Genomic DNA, 13,933 nt, shown 5'->3' with positions numbered 1-13,933 from the left:
AAGAGCGCGTCCGAACGGGTGACAGCGGAACGCTTCTGCTCCGACGGTCCGCATACGAGGCGCTCGCGGAGAGCAGGGCTGCAGATGACCTTGGTCGTCCTCACGAAACGAGAACTCCGTGCGTCTTTGGAACACCGTCGCCGCCGTTTGCGGTGCCATCGCGCTCACCGCCGTCCTGGCCACGCCCGCCCAGGCCGCCACCGGCGACTTCGGCTACAAGTTCATCGGCCTGAACGGCCGGCCCCAGGCTGCCACCCTGCACGACCCGCCCAGCGGTGAGTGCGTCACCCTGCCCGAAGTCGCGGACCCGGGCGCCTCCGAGCCCGCCTTCGCGCCGCACAACGACACCGACGAGTTCGCGATCGTCTTCACCGAGCCCGACTGCACCGGCGACCCCTGGACCCTCCGCCCCCACGGCAACCCGGCCACGGACCGCCTGAAGCTCCGCTCGGTCGTCTTCCTCAGGCCCTGACCCACCCGACCAGGGTTCCGACAGTTCCGAGGTGAGCAGGAGGAGTTCGACATGGCTGTGGCGAACGCCGAGGTGGAGGTACTGATCGTCGGCGGCGGTCCGGTCGGGCTCACCGCCCGAGCGCTCCTGGAACGCTGGGGCGTGCGGGTGCTGCTGGTCGAGAAACACGCCGAGCTGTCACCGTTTCCGCGGTCCCGGCTGGTCAACGTGGGCTCGATGGAGATCTATCGTCAGCTGGGGCTCGCCGACAGGATCGCGGCCATGGCATTCGCACCGGAGTACGGCCGCGTCCGCTTCCGCGACACCCTGCACGACCGGGACTTCGCCACGGCGGCGATGGCCGGGGTCAACGCGCCGGTTCCCGAGAGCCCCGTGATCGGCGTGGTCACCTCGCAGGACCGCCTGGAACCCACCCTGCTCGCCGCGGCAGACACGGAGGTGCGGTTCGGGGTCGAACTCGTCGACCTGGCCGAAGAAGCCGACAGCGTCGTGGCCCTGCTCGCCGACCACCATCGCGGTGAGCAGACGCGCATCCGTGCCCGTTACGTACTCGCCGCCGACGGCGCGAGCTCCACCGTCCGGCCACTGCTCGGGATCGAGACCGAGGGCCCCGGAGCACTGGGCGGCTTCACCACCGTCGTGTTCGACGCCGATCTCAGCCGCTGGTGCGCGCACCAACCCGCCGGGGTCTACTTCACCCCGCACGGCTCCTTCGCCCCGCTCTACCCCGAAGGAGGCTGGGCCTGGTTCGGCGCCACACCCGAACACACCACGGATTCCGACTGGCCCGACGTCGTCGCACGCGCTCCCCATCATCGGTGGCCTGGGCATGAACACCGGCCTCGCCGACGTGCACCTGTGCTGGAAACTGGCGGGCGTGCTCCGCGGCTGGGCCGAACCAGGCCTGCTGGAAACCTACGAGAGGGAACGCCACCCCGTCGCCCACCGGACCCTCCGCCAGGCGGTGGCCAACACCAAGCTCATGGTCCACGTACTGACCAGGCGCCGCGCCCAGCTCGCCAACGGCGCATCGAAATCGTCCGAGACCGAACTCCCCTGGGCGGAGTGGTACTTCGCCCAACTGGGCCTCGTGCTCGGCGTCACCTACCGCTCCCCAGCCGTCCTCACGGGCAACAGCACCCCACCCGAACTGTCCGACGGGGACACGGGCTACGTCCCCACCGCAGAGCCGGGCCACCGCATGCCCCACTTCTGGCTCACACCCGACCGCTCCACGCTGGACGCCTTCGGGGAATGGTTCACCCTGCTCACCCCGGGCCCCACCCACTGGACCCAGCACACCGACGCACGGTGGCCACTGCGCATCGAACCTCTTCCGAAGGAGCACGCCGACCTCTGCGGCATCAACCCGCAGGGAGCGCTCCTCATCCGACCCGACGGTCACATCGGCGCCCGCTGGCAGGACCACCCGTCGACCGACGGCACTCTCCGACACGCGCTCGCCTCGATCACCTGCTCGGCACCCTCCTGACGACCGAGCCTCGCCTGTCCACTCAGGGCTTCAGTAGCCTCACACCACCGCGGAACAAGCACACCGCCAATATTCGCTTGCGTATCAGCGTCACCCGGGTCAACGTCACCTGGCACCCTGACGAAGGCAGAGAAGAATGACCACGCTGACCCACCCCGTCGACCACGAACTCATCCAGGCCGCAGGCGACGTCGCCCGCACGCGCTGCCGGGGCGACAACCACACCATGGCAGCCGCGGCCCGCGCCAAGGACGGCCGGATCGTCACCGCGGTGAACGCCTACCACTTCACTGGAGGCCCCTGCGCGGAACTGGTCCTCATCGGCACGGCAGCCGCCCAGGGCGCCTACGACCTGGAGACGATCGTCGCCGTGGGCGACCGCGACCGCGGGGTTGTTCCCCCGTGCGGCCGGTGCCGTCAGGTCCTTCTCGACTACTTCCCGGCCCTCAGGGTCATCGTCGGCCAAGGCGACCGCATCCGCAGCGTCCTCATCACCGACTTGCTGCCCGAAAGCTACGTCTGGGCCGACCACCAGCTCGACGCGGAGTAGACCGCTTCAGAGGGGCTGGAGCCGGGTGCGCAGGAGGCAGAATTCGTTGCCCTCCGGGTCGGCCAGGACGTGCCAGCTCTCGGTGCCGGTCTGGCCGACGTCGGCGGGCCTGGCGCCGAGAGCGAGCAGTCGCTCCAGCTCGGCGTCCTGGTCGCGGTCGGTGGCGTTGACGTCGATGTGCAGGGGGAGCTTCCCGGTCCGCGGGTCGCTGCTGGGGCTGAGGACGAGGGTGGGCTGCGGGCCGCCGAAGCCGATGCCGGGCGGCCCGATCTCGATGCTTCCGTCGTCCTCCCGGCCGAGTTCGACGTAGCCGAGGACCTCGCTCCAGAAGGCGGCGAGCCGGACGGGGTCGGCGCAGTCGATGACCAGCTCACTGATACGGCATGCCATGCCCGGCAGTGTAGGTGGACAACACGCGCTACACGATCGCATTTTGCTCGGCCGTGTCGCTCCTGCCAGCCGCTCTCGAGGGGCCGGCGATCAGGAGCCGACCCAGTACCAGCCGCCCGCGGCATCAGGCGTCGGCAATCCCCGCGTCGTGGGCGAGAAGGCCGGCCTGGGTGCGGTTGACGCAGCCCAGTTTGTCCAGCATCCGCGAGACATAGCCCTTGATCGTGGCCTCGGAGAGGTACAGCCGCGCCGCGATCTGCGCGTTCGACAGGCCCTCGCCGACGCCGGCCAGCACCTGGACCTCACGCTCGGTCAGCGAGCCGACCAGTTCACGGGCGCGGTCGCGGGCCGAGATCTTGTCCGTCGAGGCGGCGATGAGCCGGCGGGCGGCGGAGGGTGACAGGACGGTGTGCCCCTGGGCGGCGGTCCGCACGAGGCCTATCAGCTCCTCCGGCGGGGTGGACTTGACCAGGAAGCCGGTCGCCCCGGCCCGCAGCGCCCGCAGCACGTACTGGTCGGCGTCGAAGGTGGTCAGCACCACGATGTTCGGCGGGTCGGCCAGCTCGTTGATGCGTTCGATCGCGGTCAGCCCGTCCATGCCCGGCATGCGCAGGTCCATCAGGATGACGTCCGGGCGGCTGCGCCGGACCGCCTCGATACCGGCCGCGCCGTCGTGCGCCTCGTCGACGACCTCGATGTCCGGGGCCGAGCCGAGGATGGTGCGCAGGAAACCGCACACCATCGGCTCGTCGTCCACCACCACTACCCGGGCCATGCTCACAACTCCGATTTCGCGGTCGGGACGAACGCGGGCAGCGTCGCCTCGACGCTGAACCCGCCGTCGGAACAGGGTTCGGCACGCAAGGTGCCGTGCACAAGCTCGATGCGCTGCCGTAGTTGGGCGATCCCGAGACCGGAGCCGGTGTCGGCGAGGGCGCCGCGGGGACCGCCGGACGGTGACGTGTTGCGGATCGTCAGCCGCAGCTGTGCGCTGCCGTACTCGACGCGCACGCTCACGCGGGCTCCGGGAGCGTGCTTGCGTACGTTGGTCAGCGCCTCGCGCAGCACGCGGTAGGCGGTGCGGCCGACGACCGGTGAGGCCAGCGCCGGGTCGCCCTGCTCGAGCAGCTCGGTCGGTATCCCCACCGCCACGGACTCGGCAACCAGGTCGGCGAAGCCCGCCACCGAGGGGGTCTGGTCGCCCTCCGGCGCGGTACGCAGAATGCCGACCAGGTCCCGCAGTTCCTCCAGCGCCTGGCAGCCCGCGGCACGCAGGTCCTCCGCCGCTCGCCGGGTGGGCTCGTCCGGTGCCGTCACCTTCAGGGCACCGGCCTGCAGCACCATCAGACTCACTCGGTGGGTGACCACGTCATGCATCTCACCGGCGAGCCGGGCGCGTTCGTCGGCGCGGGCCCGCTCGGCCAGCAGATGACGCTCCCGTTCGGCCCGTTCGGCGCGCTCGACCAGTGCTTGCATCAGCCTGCGGCGGGTGTCGAAGTAGAGCGCCAGCAGCGGCCCGACCGCGATCCGCAGCAGCCCGATCGTCATGTTCGGGACGGACAGCTCCCAGGGCTGCATGACGACGAGAGTGAACGCGGCGAGCGCCAAGTACGCAGTCCGGCGGTTCCGTTGGTAGAAGAGCGGGCCGTAGGCGGCCGGCATGGTGGAGAGGGGAGCCCACAACTGGCCCTCGTGAGCCGGTGTCAGCACGCCCGCCGGTGAGATCAGCAGCGTCACCGCGAGCGTGAACGCGCCGAGCACGCCGACGACGGTCAGCGGGGCGGTGCGGCGAACGGCGAGCGAGGCGCAGGCGAGCGCCTGCACACCCAGCATGACCCAGGCGAGTGCCCCCGGATGGGCGGGCCACCAGGTGGCATCGGCCAGGGTCAGGCCGGTGTCGAGCAGCACGAAGGCAGCCGCGATCATCACGTCCAGGGCGAGCCGGTGCCGGCGGTGCCATGGTCCGTCACACGCCCCCCGGTCGTCGGTCATGAGGCTCACCGTAGGCCATCCGCCTCGCGGACCCGCCCCGGCCGGCAGCACTGCATACCTCCGCCTCGGGCGGACCCTACGAAAGTCGTATGCCGCACTCCGTGAGCAAGCCTTCGTCGGGTGAGGAACCAACCGCCGGCCCTGCCGCGCCGTATGCCCACCGCCGTGGAATGGAGGCATGGATACGACAGACACCACCGTCGCGACGACGCCCTGGCTCGGTCGCTACACGATCGACACAGACCGTTCGTCCCTCTCGTTCAGGACAAGACACATCTTCGGCCTCCTGCCGGTGCGCGGCACCTTCGCGATCCGCGGCGGCACCGTCGAGGTGGCCGAACCGCTCTCCGAGTCACGTCTGCACGCGAAGGTCGACGCGCCGAGCTTCCGCACGGGCAACGCCCAACGGGACGACGCCGTACGGTCGGCGAAGTTCCTGGACACCGACCGGTATCCGCTGATCACGTTCACCTCCGACCGGGTGGACACCACGACTGTCTCCGGCACCCTGACCGTGTGCGGAGTCTCCCGGCCGACCAGCCTTTCGCTCGTGCACGCCGAGGTGCTCGCGGATGCCTTCACCGTCCGTGCCACCGCACGGGTCGACCGCACCGAGTTCGGTGTGACAGCGGCCCGTGGCATGGCCGGACGCCACCTCGACCTGACGTTGGAGATCCGCTGCGTCCGCAGCTGACACCCACGGCCGCGCACCGAGCGATCGGAGGCGGCCATGGCTGACGCGGTAGTGGTGAAGGACCTGCACAAGCGGTACGGCACGGTGTGGGCGGTCCGTGGGGTGAGCGCCGCCGTCAAGCACGGGGAGATCTTCGCGCTGCTCGGCCGCAACGGGACGGGCAAGACCACCACTCTGGAGATCCTGGAGGGTTTTCGGGGCCGGGACTTGGGACAGGTCGACGTGCTCGGCCTGGCCCCGGGTGAGAAGGCACCGTCCGGCCCGGTCAACTGGAACCCGATCGGACTGCGGCCCGGCCGCCGTCGGCCGGTGAACCCACACTGACTGTCGGTGATGCTTCAGTGGTTGTCTGCCCCGACAACGAGGACAAGCGCAGTGAGGACGGCGGCGAGAGTCATCGCCGCCGCGGCCGGGACTGCGAGAACTCGCCGGTCCGCGGGCCGCTGCTGATGGGCGAGTACGAGCGCCACCCAGGCCGCCTGTGCGAGTACGCCGCCGATGACGGCGAGCAGCAGTGGCATGAGGCCGTCCGGGATGGGCAAGGCGCTCGTCACGAAGGCTCCCGCGACCGGACTCAAGCAGGCCAACCCGATCCATGGAGCCACGCGCCGCTTCGGGTGGACTCCCAGCAGGGCGGCCAGCGCCAGCCCCTCACCGGCCGCGTGAACCAGAAGCGCAGCCATCACGGCGACTGACGGGGTCAGTGCCAGGGTCGCCCCCTCCAGAAAGCGGTGCAGAGCGAGCCCCGATACTGAGCCGATGCCGCCCGCACGACCCCGCTCGCACGGGCAGCCGATACGGACCACAGCACCCGTCACCCCGTACGAGGCGAGCGCCGCGAGCGGCACTGCCCACTGCGGCACGCCGACCTCTTTCGCTTCATCCCACGCGTCGGGCAGAAGGTCGAAGACCGCGATGATCAGCAGAATCCCTGACGCCGCGGCAAGCAGGAGCTCCGGCCGGCCGGATCCGCGCCGTGCCAACCAGGCGCCGGCCGTGGTGGCCACAGCCACCAGGACCACGGCCACCAGCGTTTCGGTGGAGGGCAGCTGCCACCCGGTCCCTTCGTCGGTCTGCGCGCCTGCCGCGCAGAGCACGGAGAGCAGCATGTCATCGGCTGTAGCAGTACGAATCCGAGGAGGCGTCGCCACCTTGCAGGCGCGTCTGGTGCACGCGCAACCCGGAAAACTCCGTGCCGTGCGGGAAGAAGCCGCTGTCGACCAGGAGCCCGCCGTGCGCGGTGTCGGCGTCGAGTTTGACCATCCACGGGTCGATGCCCGCGGGATAGAACTGCTCGTCCCAGGCGCCGTACAAGGAGTTCGTCAAGTACACGCGCCGCCCGTCGCGGCTGAGCTCGACCATCTGCGCTCCACCCGTCAGCGGAATGTCCGGCTCGGCGGGATGCGGCTGTTGGCTGACGATGCCGCCGAGACGCACCGACGCGGTCTGCCTCGGATGGAACGGGTCGCTCACGTCGTACTGGTGCAGATCGCCGGTTCCCCATGCGGATGCGTACAGCCACTGGTCGTCCACCGAGAGGTCGATGTCGGTGATCAATGGGGGCACGGCGCCGAACGGCTGCAGCGCCGGGGGCAGGTCCTGCGTCGGGGCGGGCTCGGCAGGGATGGTGATCACCTTGTGGACCACGAAGTCCTCGCCCTCCCGGTTCCACAGCCACACCGACGCCGACAGGTCCTCCACGTTGACTACGGCGTGTGCGAACCCCCACGTCGCCTCGGGATCGTGCGCGGGACGCAGCTCCAGCACCATCTGGTTCTCATCCCCCAGATCGACGCGCTGCAGGTGCCGGCCGGAGTCCAGCTCCCAGAAGTGCAGCGAGTGGCCGTACTGGCGACCCAGCAGCAGTTCGGGGACAAGGCCATCCTCGAACATCGAGGGGGTGCCCCACTCGCTGGTCACGGCGATGTTCTGGCGCAGATGCCACCAGAGATCGTAGGCGAGCCGCTGCGGTCCGTGGTCGCTCTCCCAGGCACGCAGCACTTCGAAGTTTTCGTGGTCCAGCAGCGCGACGCCGCCAGGCCCGTCCGCACCGTTCGCGCCGCCCAGGCAGGACAGGAACATGCCGTCGGGGCCGCAGTGGAGTGTGTGCGGGCGGGAGTACCCGGCCTTGGCAGCCAACTCCTCGGGCTGGACCACCTTCACCAGATGGGGGCGTTCGGGATCGGGGCTGGTGTCGAAGACGTGCAGCCGGGACGAGCGCAGTCCCGGGACGATGAGGTAGCGCCGTTCAGCGTGCTGGTGACCGGCATGGGCCAGCGCGCTCGAGCAGGCGTTCCAGCCGAAGTGGTGTAGTTCGTTGCCCGGCTCGGGCAGCTCGGCCTGGGAGATCACGCGACCGTATACGGAGGATTCGGGGTCGGTACCCACAGTGAACAATGCGTCGGTGCGCTGTGCGGTCGGGTCGAAACCGACTACATAGGCGAGCTTCTCCGGGGGCGCGGCGACGGCATCCACCGGAGAGCGGTACAAGGTGGGGTCACTGTGATCGTCGCTGTGGTGAGCGTGCTCGGTCGTCGTCATGGCTGTTCCTCACTCCCCGAACGGGAGCCTGGACCCGGGTGGGCTCCCGACAGAGCAGCCGGGCTCACTCGTTCGAGATCGACGTGCAGACAAGGGATGGATATGTCATAAATCAAGCGTTTCACACCCCTGGAGCCCTGCCAACGCGGCAGCACGGACCGCTCGAGTGCTTCGCCGTGGAGCCGAGGTTTGAGGAAGCCAGCTCTCGGTGGGCCGAATAGCACGCAGGAGATGCGTTACGTCTCTAACGCCTCCGCTCGCGCGGAGATCCGGTAGCCGAGAGGCTGGAGCGGGCATCCGTGGCCTCGGCCCACGGCTCGAGGCCGCCGAGCCAGCCCTTGAGTGCACGTCACCGACAACGCAGCGGGCTCATCCGCTTCGAGGCTCCCGCCCGAGGACGAGCCAACCCTGCCCCATTGGACGGGACTTGCGTTCACGCAGGGACACGAGCGCATCGGAGTACGGGTGGCCCGCAAAGGCATCGAGTCCAGCGAACGATTGGGGCGACGCCGATGGGTCATCGAACACACCATCTCCTGGCTGACCGGCTACTGCAGACTCAGCCTTCGCTACGAACGTCATCCCCGTAACTACCCGGCCTTTCTTCGTCATCGACGCGCTGGCTGCAGCCGGCATCCCCTGCTGGGCCGACATGGCCCACCAAGGCGCCAAGCGCACGGTCCGCGTCCCCTACCGCCGCCGGCACCACACGTGAGTTCGACGAGCGGTTCGTGCCGTTCGTCAACCAAGCGCCGATTGACGTTGTTCGGCTTCATTGGCGGGGCGAAGATCATCCCCTCCGAGGTAGGCCTTGGAGAACGAACTCCTTTGACGACTTCGGCCACCCGCCTCGGCCAACTCCTTGCGCAACTGCTCGGCCCATTCGGCCAGCACCACGCGGCGAGCCACCACCCACACGAGCACGAACGACACGTGAAGCTCCCTCTCCCGCATGGAAACCGGCTGGTTGGGCTGGTGGGCAAGCGAATGAATACCGCTGTGGCGAATACCTGGACGCCGGCTCATTGAGCGGTCGAGCACGAAGACGCGGAGACCTAGGCTCGGCTCCTGGCCCACGGGGTCGATCCCGATGAGGTGTGCAACAACCTGACGCTACCCGGCCGCCCGGCTGCTGCAGCTGTGGTTCAACGAGCCACGCGCCGCACGTAGATGACGGTGAACCCCTCCCCTACCCCCAATACCCGGCGTGCACCGCTGCCGCCTCCTCGTACAGGTACGGCCCGGACACCTCCACGGTGTTCCCACCCGACTGGAAGACTTGGCGGCACGGCAGGTCGAGCAGTGGTTCGTTGGGATCCGCTCCCGCGAGGACGTTCAGCTCCGTGGCTGCGAGCGCGTACACCACTCGGCGGATGCCGCTCCAGTAGACGGCGCCGGCGCACATCGCACACGGTTCGGTGCTGGTGTACATCGTGGACTCGATGAGCTGATTCGGCTCCAGCGTGCGCGAGGCCGACCGCACCAGGTTGATCTCCGCGTGACCCGTGACATCGCGTTCCGTCAGCACCGTGTTCTCGGCCGTGAGCAGGACGTTTCCCGCGGAGTCGGTCAGCAGCGCGCCGAACGGATGGTTTCCGTGCTTCCGCGCGCCGGCCGCGATTTCGATGGCGGCCAGCAGGTGAGTTCGGTCCCGACCGGTCGGCATGTCCGGTGTCGGCTGCATGGCGCGCTCCTCAGCGGTTGAGCCCAAGGGAGGGGTGGAGGGTTATATGTAGGACCTCAAGCCTCACCAGAGCCTTCAGTTGCCCTTGGAGGTCAGCTAAAGACTCAGCGTTATCGCAGCGGCAACCCCGCCCAGACCGAGGGCGAACGCCGCCTCACCCCAGCCGCCCGTGCCCCAGCGGAAGAAGCGGTCCAGGGCGAGGCGGCCCGGGCCGATGGCTGCTATGGCGATGGCGACCACGGTGATGCAGACGCTGTACTCCACGCCGCCGTCCGCGTCCCACAGGCCATGGGCGCCGGTGACGGTGACCATGGCATTGATCATCATGCCGATGAGGGCGGCGGCCGCGAGTGGAGTGAACAGTCCGAGGGCCAGGCCGAGACCACCGAGGAACTCGGACAGGCCGCCGATCACGGCGAAGAGCTTTCCCGGTCGGTAACCGATGCTCGCGAACAACCGACCGGTTGCCGTCAGGCCGTCCCCGCCGAAGATCCCGAACAGTTTCTGCGCGCCGTGCGCGGCCATCAGCAGTCCGATGGTCAGTCGGACGAGCAGGAGGCCCCAGTCGGCGGCGGAGGCCATGGGTGCGCCGGCGGCGTGTGCTCCTGTGCCTGTAGGGCTCGAAAGACGTCGCAATGTGTGTTTCTTGTCCATGTCAATGCTCCGGTAACAACGCCGGAACGGGCGATACCCCCAGCTCGGACGGGTGCCGAGGCATCGGTCGGTGGTGAGCCCCGCGCTGCGTCGCGGAGTGTGGACCACATGGGCCGACTCTTCTCTGCCGATCCTTCCGCCGCGAGCGCGATCATGCATCTGGGCGGGGGTAGGGAACGGCCCGCGGGTCCTGGATGCGGTCGGGCGGTAGCCTGCTCGTGAGGGCAGCCATGGCCGATGAGGTGCACATCCGGCTCCTCGGTGGTTTCGCCGTTGCGGTCGGGGACCGCCCGGTCGCCGCCGGGGCGTGGCGGCTGCGCAAGGCCCGGAGCCTGTTGAAACTGCTCTGCCTGTCACCGGGCCGCCAGATGCACCGGGAACGGCTCTACGACCTTCTGTGGCCGGACCTCGACCGGGCGTCCGCGGCGAACAACCTCCACCAGGTGCTCCACGCCGTACGGCATGCACTGGCCTCCACGGGCGCGCCGGGAGACGTGCTCGTCCTCCGTGACGACATGGTGGTGCTCGCACCCGACGGCGGTGTGCGGATCGACCTCGACGCGTTCGAGCAGGCGGCTCGGCGGGCTTCGGACGGTGGCGGTGCCGCGGACTACCGTGCCGCGCTCGCCCTGGCCGATGCCGGGTTGCTGCCCGAGGACCGGTACGAGCCCTGGGCGAGCGAGGCGGCCGAGGCGCTGGAGGGGCGGTGTACGGCGCTCCGGCTGGGGCTGGGTGAGGCGCTGGAGCGCGACCACCGCACGGCCGAGGCCCTCGACGTACTGCGGGCCCTGGTCGCGCAGGACCCGCTGCACGAGCCGGGCCACCGGGCGCTGATGCGGGTCCTGGCCGACGCCGGGCAACGGCGGGAGGCGCTGGCCGACTTCGAGCAGTTGCGGGACGTCCTGCGTCATGAGACCGGCGCCGACCCCGACCCGCAGACGCGCCGTCTCTATCGTGAACTGCTGGCCGGCTCCGTCGAGGCGCGGGAGCAGCGGCCGGCGGCGCCACGGCACCGGCTGCCGGCGCCTGCGACCGCCCTCATCGGGCGGGAGCGTGAGATGGCCGAGGTGGAGAAGCTGCTCGGGCGGGGCAGGCTGCTGACCCTCACCGGTGCTGGTGGCTGCGGCAAGACCCGGCTCGCGCTCGCCGTGGCGGCTCGCCGGGGCGACGACTTCCGGGACGGGGCATGGTTCGTGGACCTCTCCGGGCTTGCGGAACCGCACCTCGTGCCCGAGGTGGTCGCCGCCGCCCTGGAACTGCAGCTGCCACCGTCCGGCGGCGGCCGGGAAACGCTGCTCGCACAGCTCGGCAGCCGCGAGATGCTGCTGGTGCTGGACAACTGCGAGCACCTGATCGACGCGTGTGCCGCCCTGGCCTCGGAGATCCTGACCCGCTGCCCCGGCGTCCTGGTACTCGCGACCAGCCGTGAGCCGCTCCGCAGCTACGGGGAACGGACCTTCCGGGTGCCCTCCCTGGGGCTGCCGGATCCCCGCACACTTCCGTCCGTGGAGGAGCTGGGCCGGTTCGCCTCGGTACGGCTGTTCGTGGAGCGGGCCGGGGACGCGGACCCCGGGTTCCGGTTGACCCCCGGCAACGCGGAGGCCGTCGCGCAGATCTGTTTCCGGCTCGACGGCATGCCCCTGGCCCTGGAGCTCGCGGCGGCTCGGGTGCCCGTACTGGCCCCGCGTCAGATCGCCGAACGGCTCGACGACGCCCTGGCCCTCCTCGGCCGGGGCAGCCGGCGCGGCGCGACCCGCCAGGAGACGTTGCTGGCCACCCTGGAGTGGAGCCACCGGCTGCTCGACGAGGAGGAACGACGGCTGTTCCGGCGGCTGGCGGTCTTCGCGGGCGGGTTCTCCCTCGCCGCGGCCGAGGAGGTGTGCGCGGACGGTGTGCAGGGCACCTCGGTGCTGGATCTCCTCGGCCGGCTGGCCGACAAGTCCCTGGTGTGGGCGGAGCCCCGGCAGGACGAGGTCCGCTACCGGCTGCTGGAGACGATCCGGCAGTACGCCGCCGAGCGGCTGCGGGCCGCCGGGGAAGTGCCCGCCACCGAGGCCAGGCATCGCCGGTTCTACCTGGAGCTGGCCGAGGCGCAGGACCGAGAGCCGCCCACCGGCATCTCCGGGGCCACCTCGCTCGAGCTGGAGGCCGATTACGGCAATCTCCGGGCCGCCCTGCGCTCTTTCCTGCGCCACGAGCCGGACAGTGCGCTCCGGCTGGCCGTGGCCCTGCGCTCGTTCTGGCCAGAACGAGGACGCCTCGCCGAGGGCCGGCGCTGGCTGGAGGACGCCCTGGCCGCCGCGCCGGAGCCCACCCTCCCTCGGGCGAGAGCGCTGATGGGGCGCGCCGTGCTGGCCATCCGCCTCGGCGACCGCTCCCCGCTGGAGGACATCGGCGAGCAGATCGTAGGCATCCACCAGCTGCGGACGGACCCGGCGGCGCTGGCGTACGCCCACTGCCAGCAGGCGATCCTGCTGTGGATGCGGGGTACGTGGGACCGCGCCCGCACCGCCCTCGACCTGGCCCGCACCCTCGCCCACGATGCGGGCGATCCCTCGCTCCTCGCCGCCGCCGCGCACCTGGAGGGCGTCTGGGCCGTCTGCCGGGGCGAGGGCTCTGTGGCGCGCCAGGCCTGCGCGGAGTGTCTCCGGCTGCTGGAGGACGTCCAGGGCGGGAGCGGGCCGTTCTTCCCGGTGATGACACCGGGTTACGTGGTCGAGGACGACGCGGCGCGGCAGGTGTCGCTGTTCTACGAGGAGACGGTGCTCGTCGGCCGTACGGTCGGCCCCGCCCGGGCACTCGGCTACGCCCTGGCGACTCTCGCGTGGGCTTGCCGCGTCGACGGCGACACCGGTGCCGCCGTCGCGGCGGCCGAGCACGGTGTCGACTGCTTCCGCGCGCTTGACGACCCGCACGGTGAGTCCCTCGCCCTCAACACCCTCGGCAACATCCACCGGAGCCACGGCGGCCACGACGCGGCACTGAAGCACCTCGAGGCGGCGCTGGCGATCCGGCGCCGGCTCGGCGACCGCCGGGCGGAGGGCATCACTCTCGGTTGCCTGGGCCTGCTCCACCTGGCCGCCGGGGACACCGACCGCGCGCAGGCCACCCTCTGCAACGTCCGAGCGGGCTTCGAAGAGACCGACGACATCCCGGGCACCACCAACACCCTGCTCCACCTGGGGCTCGTGGCCAGGGCCGCGGGTGACTCGGCGCGGGCCCTCACCCTGCTGACCCGCGCCCAGCGCCTGGAAGACGTCGCCGGGTCGACCTGCGCCGTCGGGTGGCTCGCCCTGATACTGGCCCGCCTGCTGTGGGAGACGGGCAACCGCGAGGCGGCCGAGGCGGCGGCCGCCCGGGCGGGTGATCTCTTCGCCGGTCTCGGCGACACGCGCGGCCCGGCCGTCCTGCGGCGCACGCTGCCCTGGTCGCCCTCCCGTCAAAGCGGCTGCTGAGTGGATGCT

The 13,933-nt window shown here is 70.3% G+C and carries 14 protein-coding genes and 2 pseudogenes; 8 read left to right on the top strand and 8 right to left on the bottom strand.

What is annotated here, in order from left to right:
• Positions 1–118 precede the first annotated feature (118 nt).
• The 4 genes and pseudogenes from ACFYZZ_RS08820 (at position 119) to ACFYZZ_RS08805 (ending at position 2,514) form a co-directional block, all read left to right on the top strand.
• Entirely contained in the window at positions 119–472 is a 354-nt protein-coding gene (locus ACFYZZ_RS08820) for a hypothetical protein (protein WP_389173036.1), read from the top strand.
• Between the two features lie 51 nt (positions 473–523).
• Positions 524–1,117 (top strand): annotated as a pseudogene (locus ACFYZZ_RS08815) (FAD-dependent monooxygenase); the annotation flags it as partial.
• A gap of 184 nt (positions 1,118–1,301) precedes the next feature.
• Positions 1,302–1,964: an FAD-dependent monooxygenase gene (locus tag ACFYZZ_RS08810; protein ID WP_389173034.1), complete on the top strand. Its 663-nt coding sequence runs from the start codon at positions 1,302–1,304 to the stop codon at positions 1,962–1,964.
• A 136-nt stretch (positions 1,965–2,100) separates the two neighbouring features.
• Positions 2,101–2,514: a cytidine deaminase family protein gene (locus ACFYZZ_RS08805; RefSeq protein ID WP_389173032.1), complete on the top strand. Its 414-nt coding sequence runs from the start codon at positions 2,101–2,103 to the stop codon at positions 2,512–2,514.
• Between the two features lie 6 nt (positions 2,515–2,520).
• Here the strand turns inward: ACFYZZ_RS08805 and ACFYZZ_RS08800 are convergent, their stop codons facing one another.
• From ACFYZZ_RS08800 to ACFYZZ_RS08790, 3 genes are all read right to left on the bottom strand, one after another.
• Positions 2,521–2,904: a VOC family protein gene (locus ACFYZZ_RS08800; protein ID WP_389173030.1), complete on the bottom strand. Its 384-nt coding sequence runs from the start codon at positions 2,902–2,904 to the stop codon at positions 2,521–2,523.
• 124 nt (positions 2,905–3,028) lie between these two features.
• Positions 3,029–3,679 (bottom strand): response regulator, encoded by a 651-nt coding sequence (locus ACFYZZ_RS08795; RefSeq protein WP_389173028.1) that lies wholly within the window; start codon positions 3,677–3,679, stop codon positions 3,029–3,031.
• 2 nt (positions 3,680–3,681) lie between these two features.
• Positions 3,682–4,896 carry a sensor histidine kinase gene (locus tag ACFYZZ_RS08790; RefSeq protein ID WP_389173027.1) on the bottom strand — a complete coding sequence of 405 codons (1,215 nt, stop codon included), beginning with the start codon at positions 4,894–4,896 and terminating at the stop codon, positions 3,682–3,684.
• 178 nt (positions 4,897–5,074) lie between these two features.
• On the opposite strand from ACFYZZ_RS08790, the gene ACFYZZ_RS08785 reads away from it, so the two are divergent.
• Both ACFYZZ_RS08785 and ACFYZZ_RS08780 read left to right on the top strand, forming a co-directional pair.
• Complete coding sequence (locus ACFYZZ_RS08785; RefSeq protein ID WP_389173025.1) at positions 5,075–5,590, top strand: YceI family protein; 516 nt, start codon at positions 5,075–5,077, stop codon at positions 5,588–5,590.
• 36 nt (positions 5,591–5,626) lie between these two features.
• On the top strand, positions 5,627–5,914 hold the full coding sequence (locus ACFYZZ_RS08780; RefSeq protein WP_389173023.1) for an ATP-binding cassette domain-containing protein: 288 nt from the start codon (positions 5,627–5,629) through the stop codon (positions 5,912–5,914).
• A 14-nt stretch (positions 5,915–5,928) separates the two neighbouring features.
• Here ACFYZZ_RS08780 and ACFYZZ_RS08775 read toward each other — a convergent pair whose 3' ends face one another.
• Together ACFYZZ_RS08775 and ACFYZZ_RS08770 are read right to left on the bottom strand one after the other, a co-directional pair.
• Positions 5,929–6,699, bottom strand: coding sequence for a hypothetical protein (locus ACFYZZ_RS08775; protein ID WP_389173021.1), 771 nt, complete (start codon positions 6,697–6,699; stop codon positions 5,929–5,931).
• Between the two features lies 1 nt (position 6,700).
• Positions 6,701–8,131 (bottom strand): selenium-binding protein SBP56-related protein, encoded by a 1,431-nt coding sequence (locus tag ACFYZZ_RS08770; RefSeq protein WP_389173020.1) that lies wholly within the window; start codon positions 8,129–8,131, stop codon positions 6,701–6,703.
• A gap of 462 nt (positions 8,132–8,593) precedes the next feature.
• Here ACFYZZ_RS08770 and ACFYZZ_RS08765 point away from each other — a divergent pair.
• A pseudogene (locus ACFYZZ_RS08765) lies at positions 8,594–8,734 on the top strand (transposase); the annotation flags it as partial.
• Positions 8,735–8,872: 138 nt separating this feature from the next.
• On the opposite strand, the gene ACFYZZ_RS08760 reads toward ACFYZZ_RS08765, so the two are convergent.
• The 3 genes from ACFYZZ_RS08760 to ACFYZZ_RS08750 form a co-directional block, all read right to left on the bottom strand.
• Positions 8,873–9,064 carry a hypothetical protein gene (locus ACFYZZ_RS08760; protein WP_389173729.1) on the bottom strand — a complete coding sequence of 64 codons (192 nt, stop codon included), beginning with the start codon at positions 9,062–9,064 and terminating at the stop codon, positions 8,873–8,875.
• Positions 9,065–9,320: 256 nt separating this feature from the next.
• Positions 9,321–9,815 carry a nucleoside deaminase gene (locus ACFYZZ_RS08755; protein WP_389173018.1) on the bottom strand — a complete coding sequence of 165 codons (495 nt, stop codon included), beginning with the start codon at positions 9,813–9,815 and terminating at the stop codon, positions 9,321–9,323.
• A gap of 96 nt (positions 9,816–9,911) precedes the next feature.
• Positions 9,912–10,397 carry a DoxX family protein gene (locus tag ACFYZZ_RS08750; RefSeq protein ID WP_389173017.1) on the bottom strand — a complete coding sequence of 162 codons (486 nt, stop codon included), beginning with the start codon at positions 10,395–10,397 and terminating at the stop codon, positions 9,912–9,914.
• 302 nt (positions 10,398–10,699) lie between these two features.
• Here ACFYZZ_RS08750 and ACFYZZ_RS08745 point away from each other — a divergent pair, with 302 nt between their 5' ends.
• Positions 10,700–13,924 (top strand): BTAD domain-containing putative transcriptional regulator, encoded by a 3,225-nt coding sequence (locus ACFYZZ_RS08745; RefSeq protein ID WP_389173015.1) that lies wholly within the window; start codon positions 10,700–10,702, stop codon positions 13,922–13,924.
• Positions 13,925–13,933 lie beyond the last annotated feature (9 nt).

It is taken from the genome of Streptomyces sp. NPDC001816, assembly GCF_042892235.1.
Classification (GTDB): domain Bacteria; phylum Actinomycetota; class Actinomycetes; order Streptomycetales; family Streptomycetaceae; genus Streptomyces.
Note: the sequence above shows the minus strand (reverse complement) of the source record. Positions and strands in the feature narration are given on the sequence as shown.

Excerpts from the sequence above, each read along its gene's own strand:
- ACFYZZ_RS08810 (WP_389173034.1), top strand. The coding sequence starts at position 1,302 with ATGAACACCGGCCTCGCCGACGTGCACCTGTGCTGGAAACTGGCGGGC.
- ACFYZZ_RS08805 (WP_389173032.1), top strand. The coding sequence starts at position 2,101 with ATGACCACGCTGACCCACCCCGTCGACCACGAACTCATCCAGGCCGCA.
- ACFYZZ_RS08800 (WP_389173030.1), bottom strand. The coding sequence starts at position 2,904 with ATGGCATGCCGTATCAGTGAGCTGGTCATCGACTGCGCCGACCCCGTC.
- ACFYZZ_RS08795 (WP_389173028.1), bottom strand. The coding sequence starts at position 3,679 with ATGGCCCGGGTAGTGGTGGTGGACGACGAGCCGATGGTGTGCGGTTTC.
- ACFYZZ_RS08790 (WP_389173027.1), bottom strand. The coding sequence starts at position 4,896 with ATGACCGACGACCGGGGGGCGTGTGACGGACCATGGCACCGCCGGCAC.
- ACFYZZ_RS08785 (WP_389173025.1), top strand. The coding sequence starts at position 5,075 with ATGGATACGACAGACACCACCGTCGCGACGACGCCCTGGCTCGGTCGC.
- ACFYZZ_RS08780 (WP_389173023.1), top strand. The coding sequence starts at position 5,627 with ATGGCTGACGCGGTAGTGGTGAAGGACCTGCACAAGCGGTACGGCACG.
- ACFYZZ_RS08775 (WP_389173021.1), bottom strand. The coding sequence starts at position 6,699 with ATGCTGCTCTCCGTGCTCTGCGCGGCAGGCGCGCAGACCGACGAAGGG.
- ACFYZZ_RS08770 (WP_389173020.1), bottom strand. The coding sequence starts at position 8,131 with ATGACGACGACCGAGCACGCTCACCACAGCGACGATCACAGTGACCCC.
- ACFYZZ_RS08755 (WP_389173018.1), bottom strand. The coding sequence starts at position 9,815 with ATGCAGCCGACACCGGACATGCCGACCGGTCGGGACCGAACTCACCTG.
- ACFYZZ_RS08750 (WP_389173017.1), bottom strand. The coding sequence starts at position 10,397 with ATGGCCTCCGCCGCCGACTGGGGCCTCCTGCTCGTCCGACTGACCATC.
- ACFYZZ_RS08745 (WP_389173015.1), top strand. The coding sequence starts at position 10,700 with ATGGCCGATGAGGTGCACATCCGGCTCCTCGGTGGTTTCGCCGTTGCG.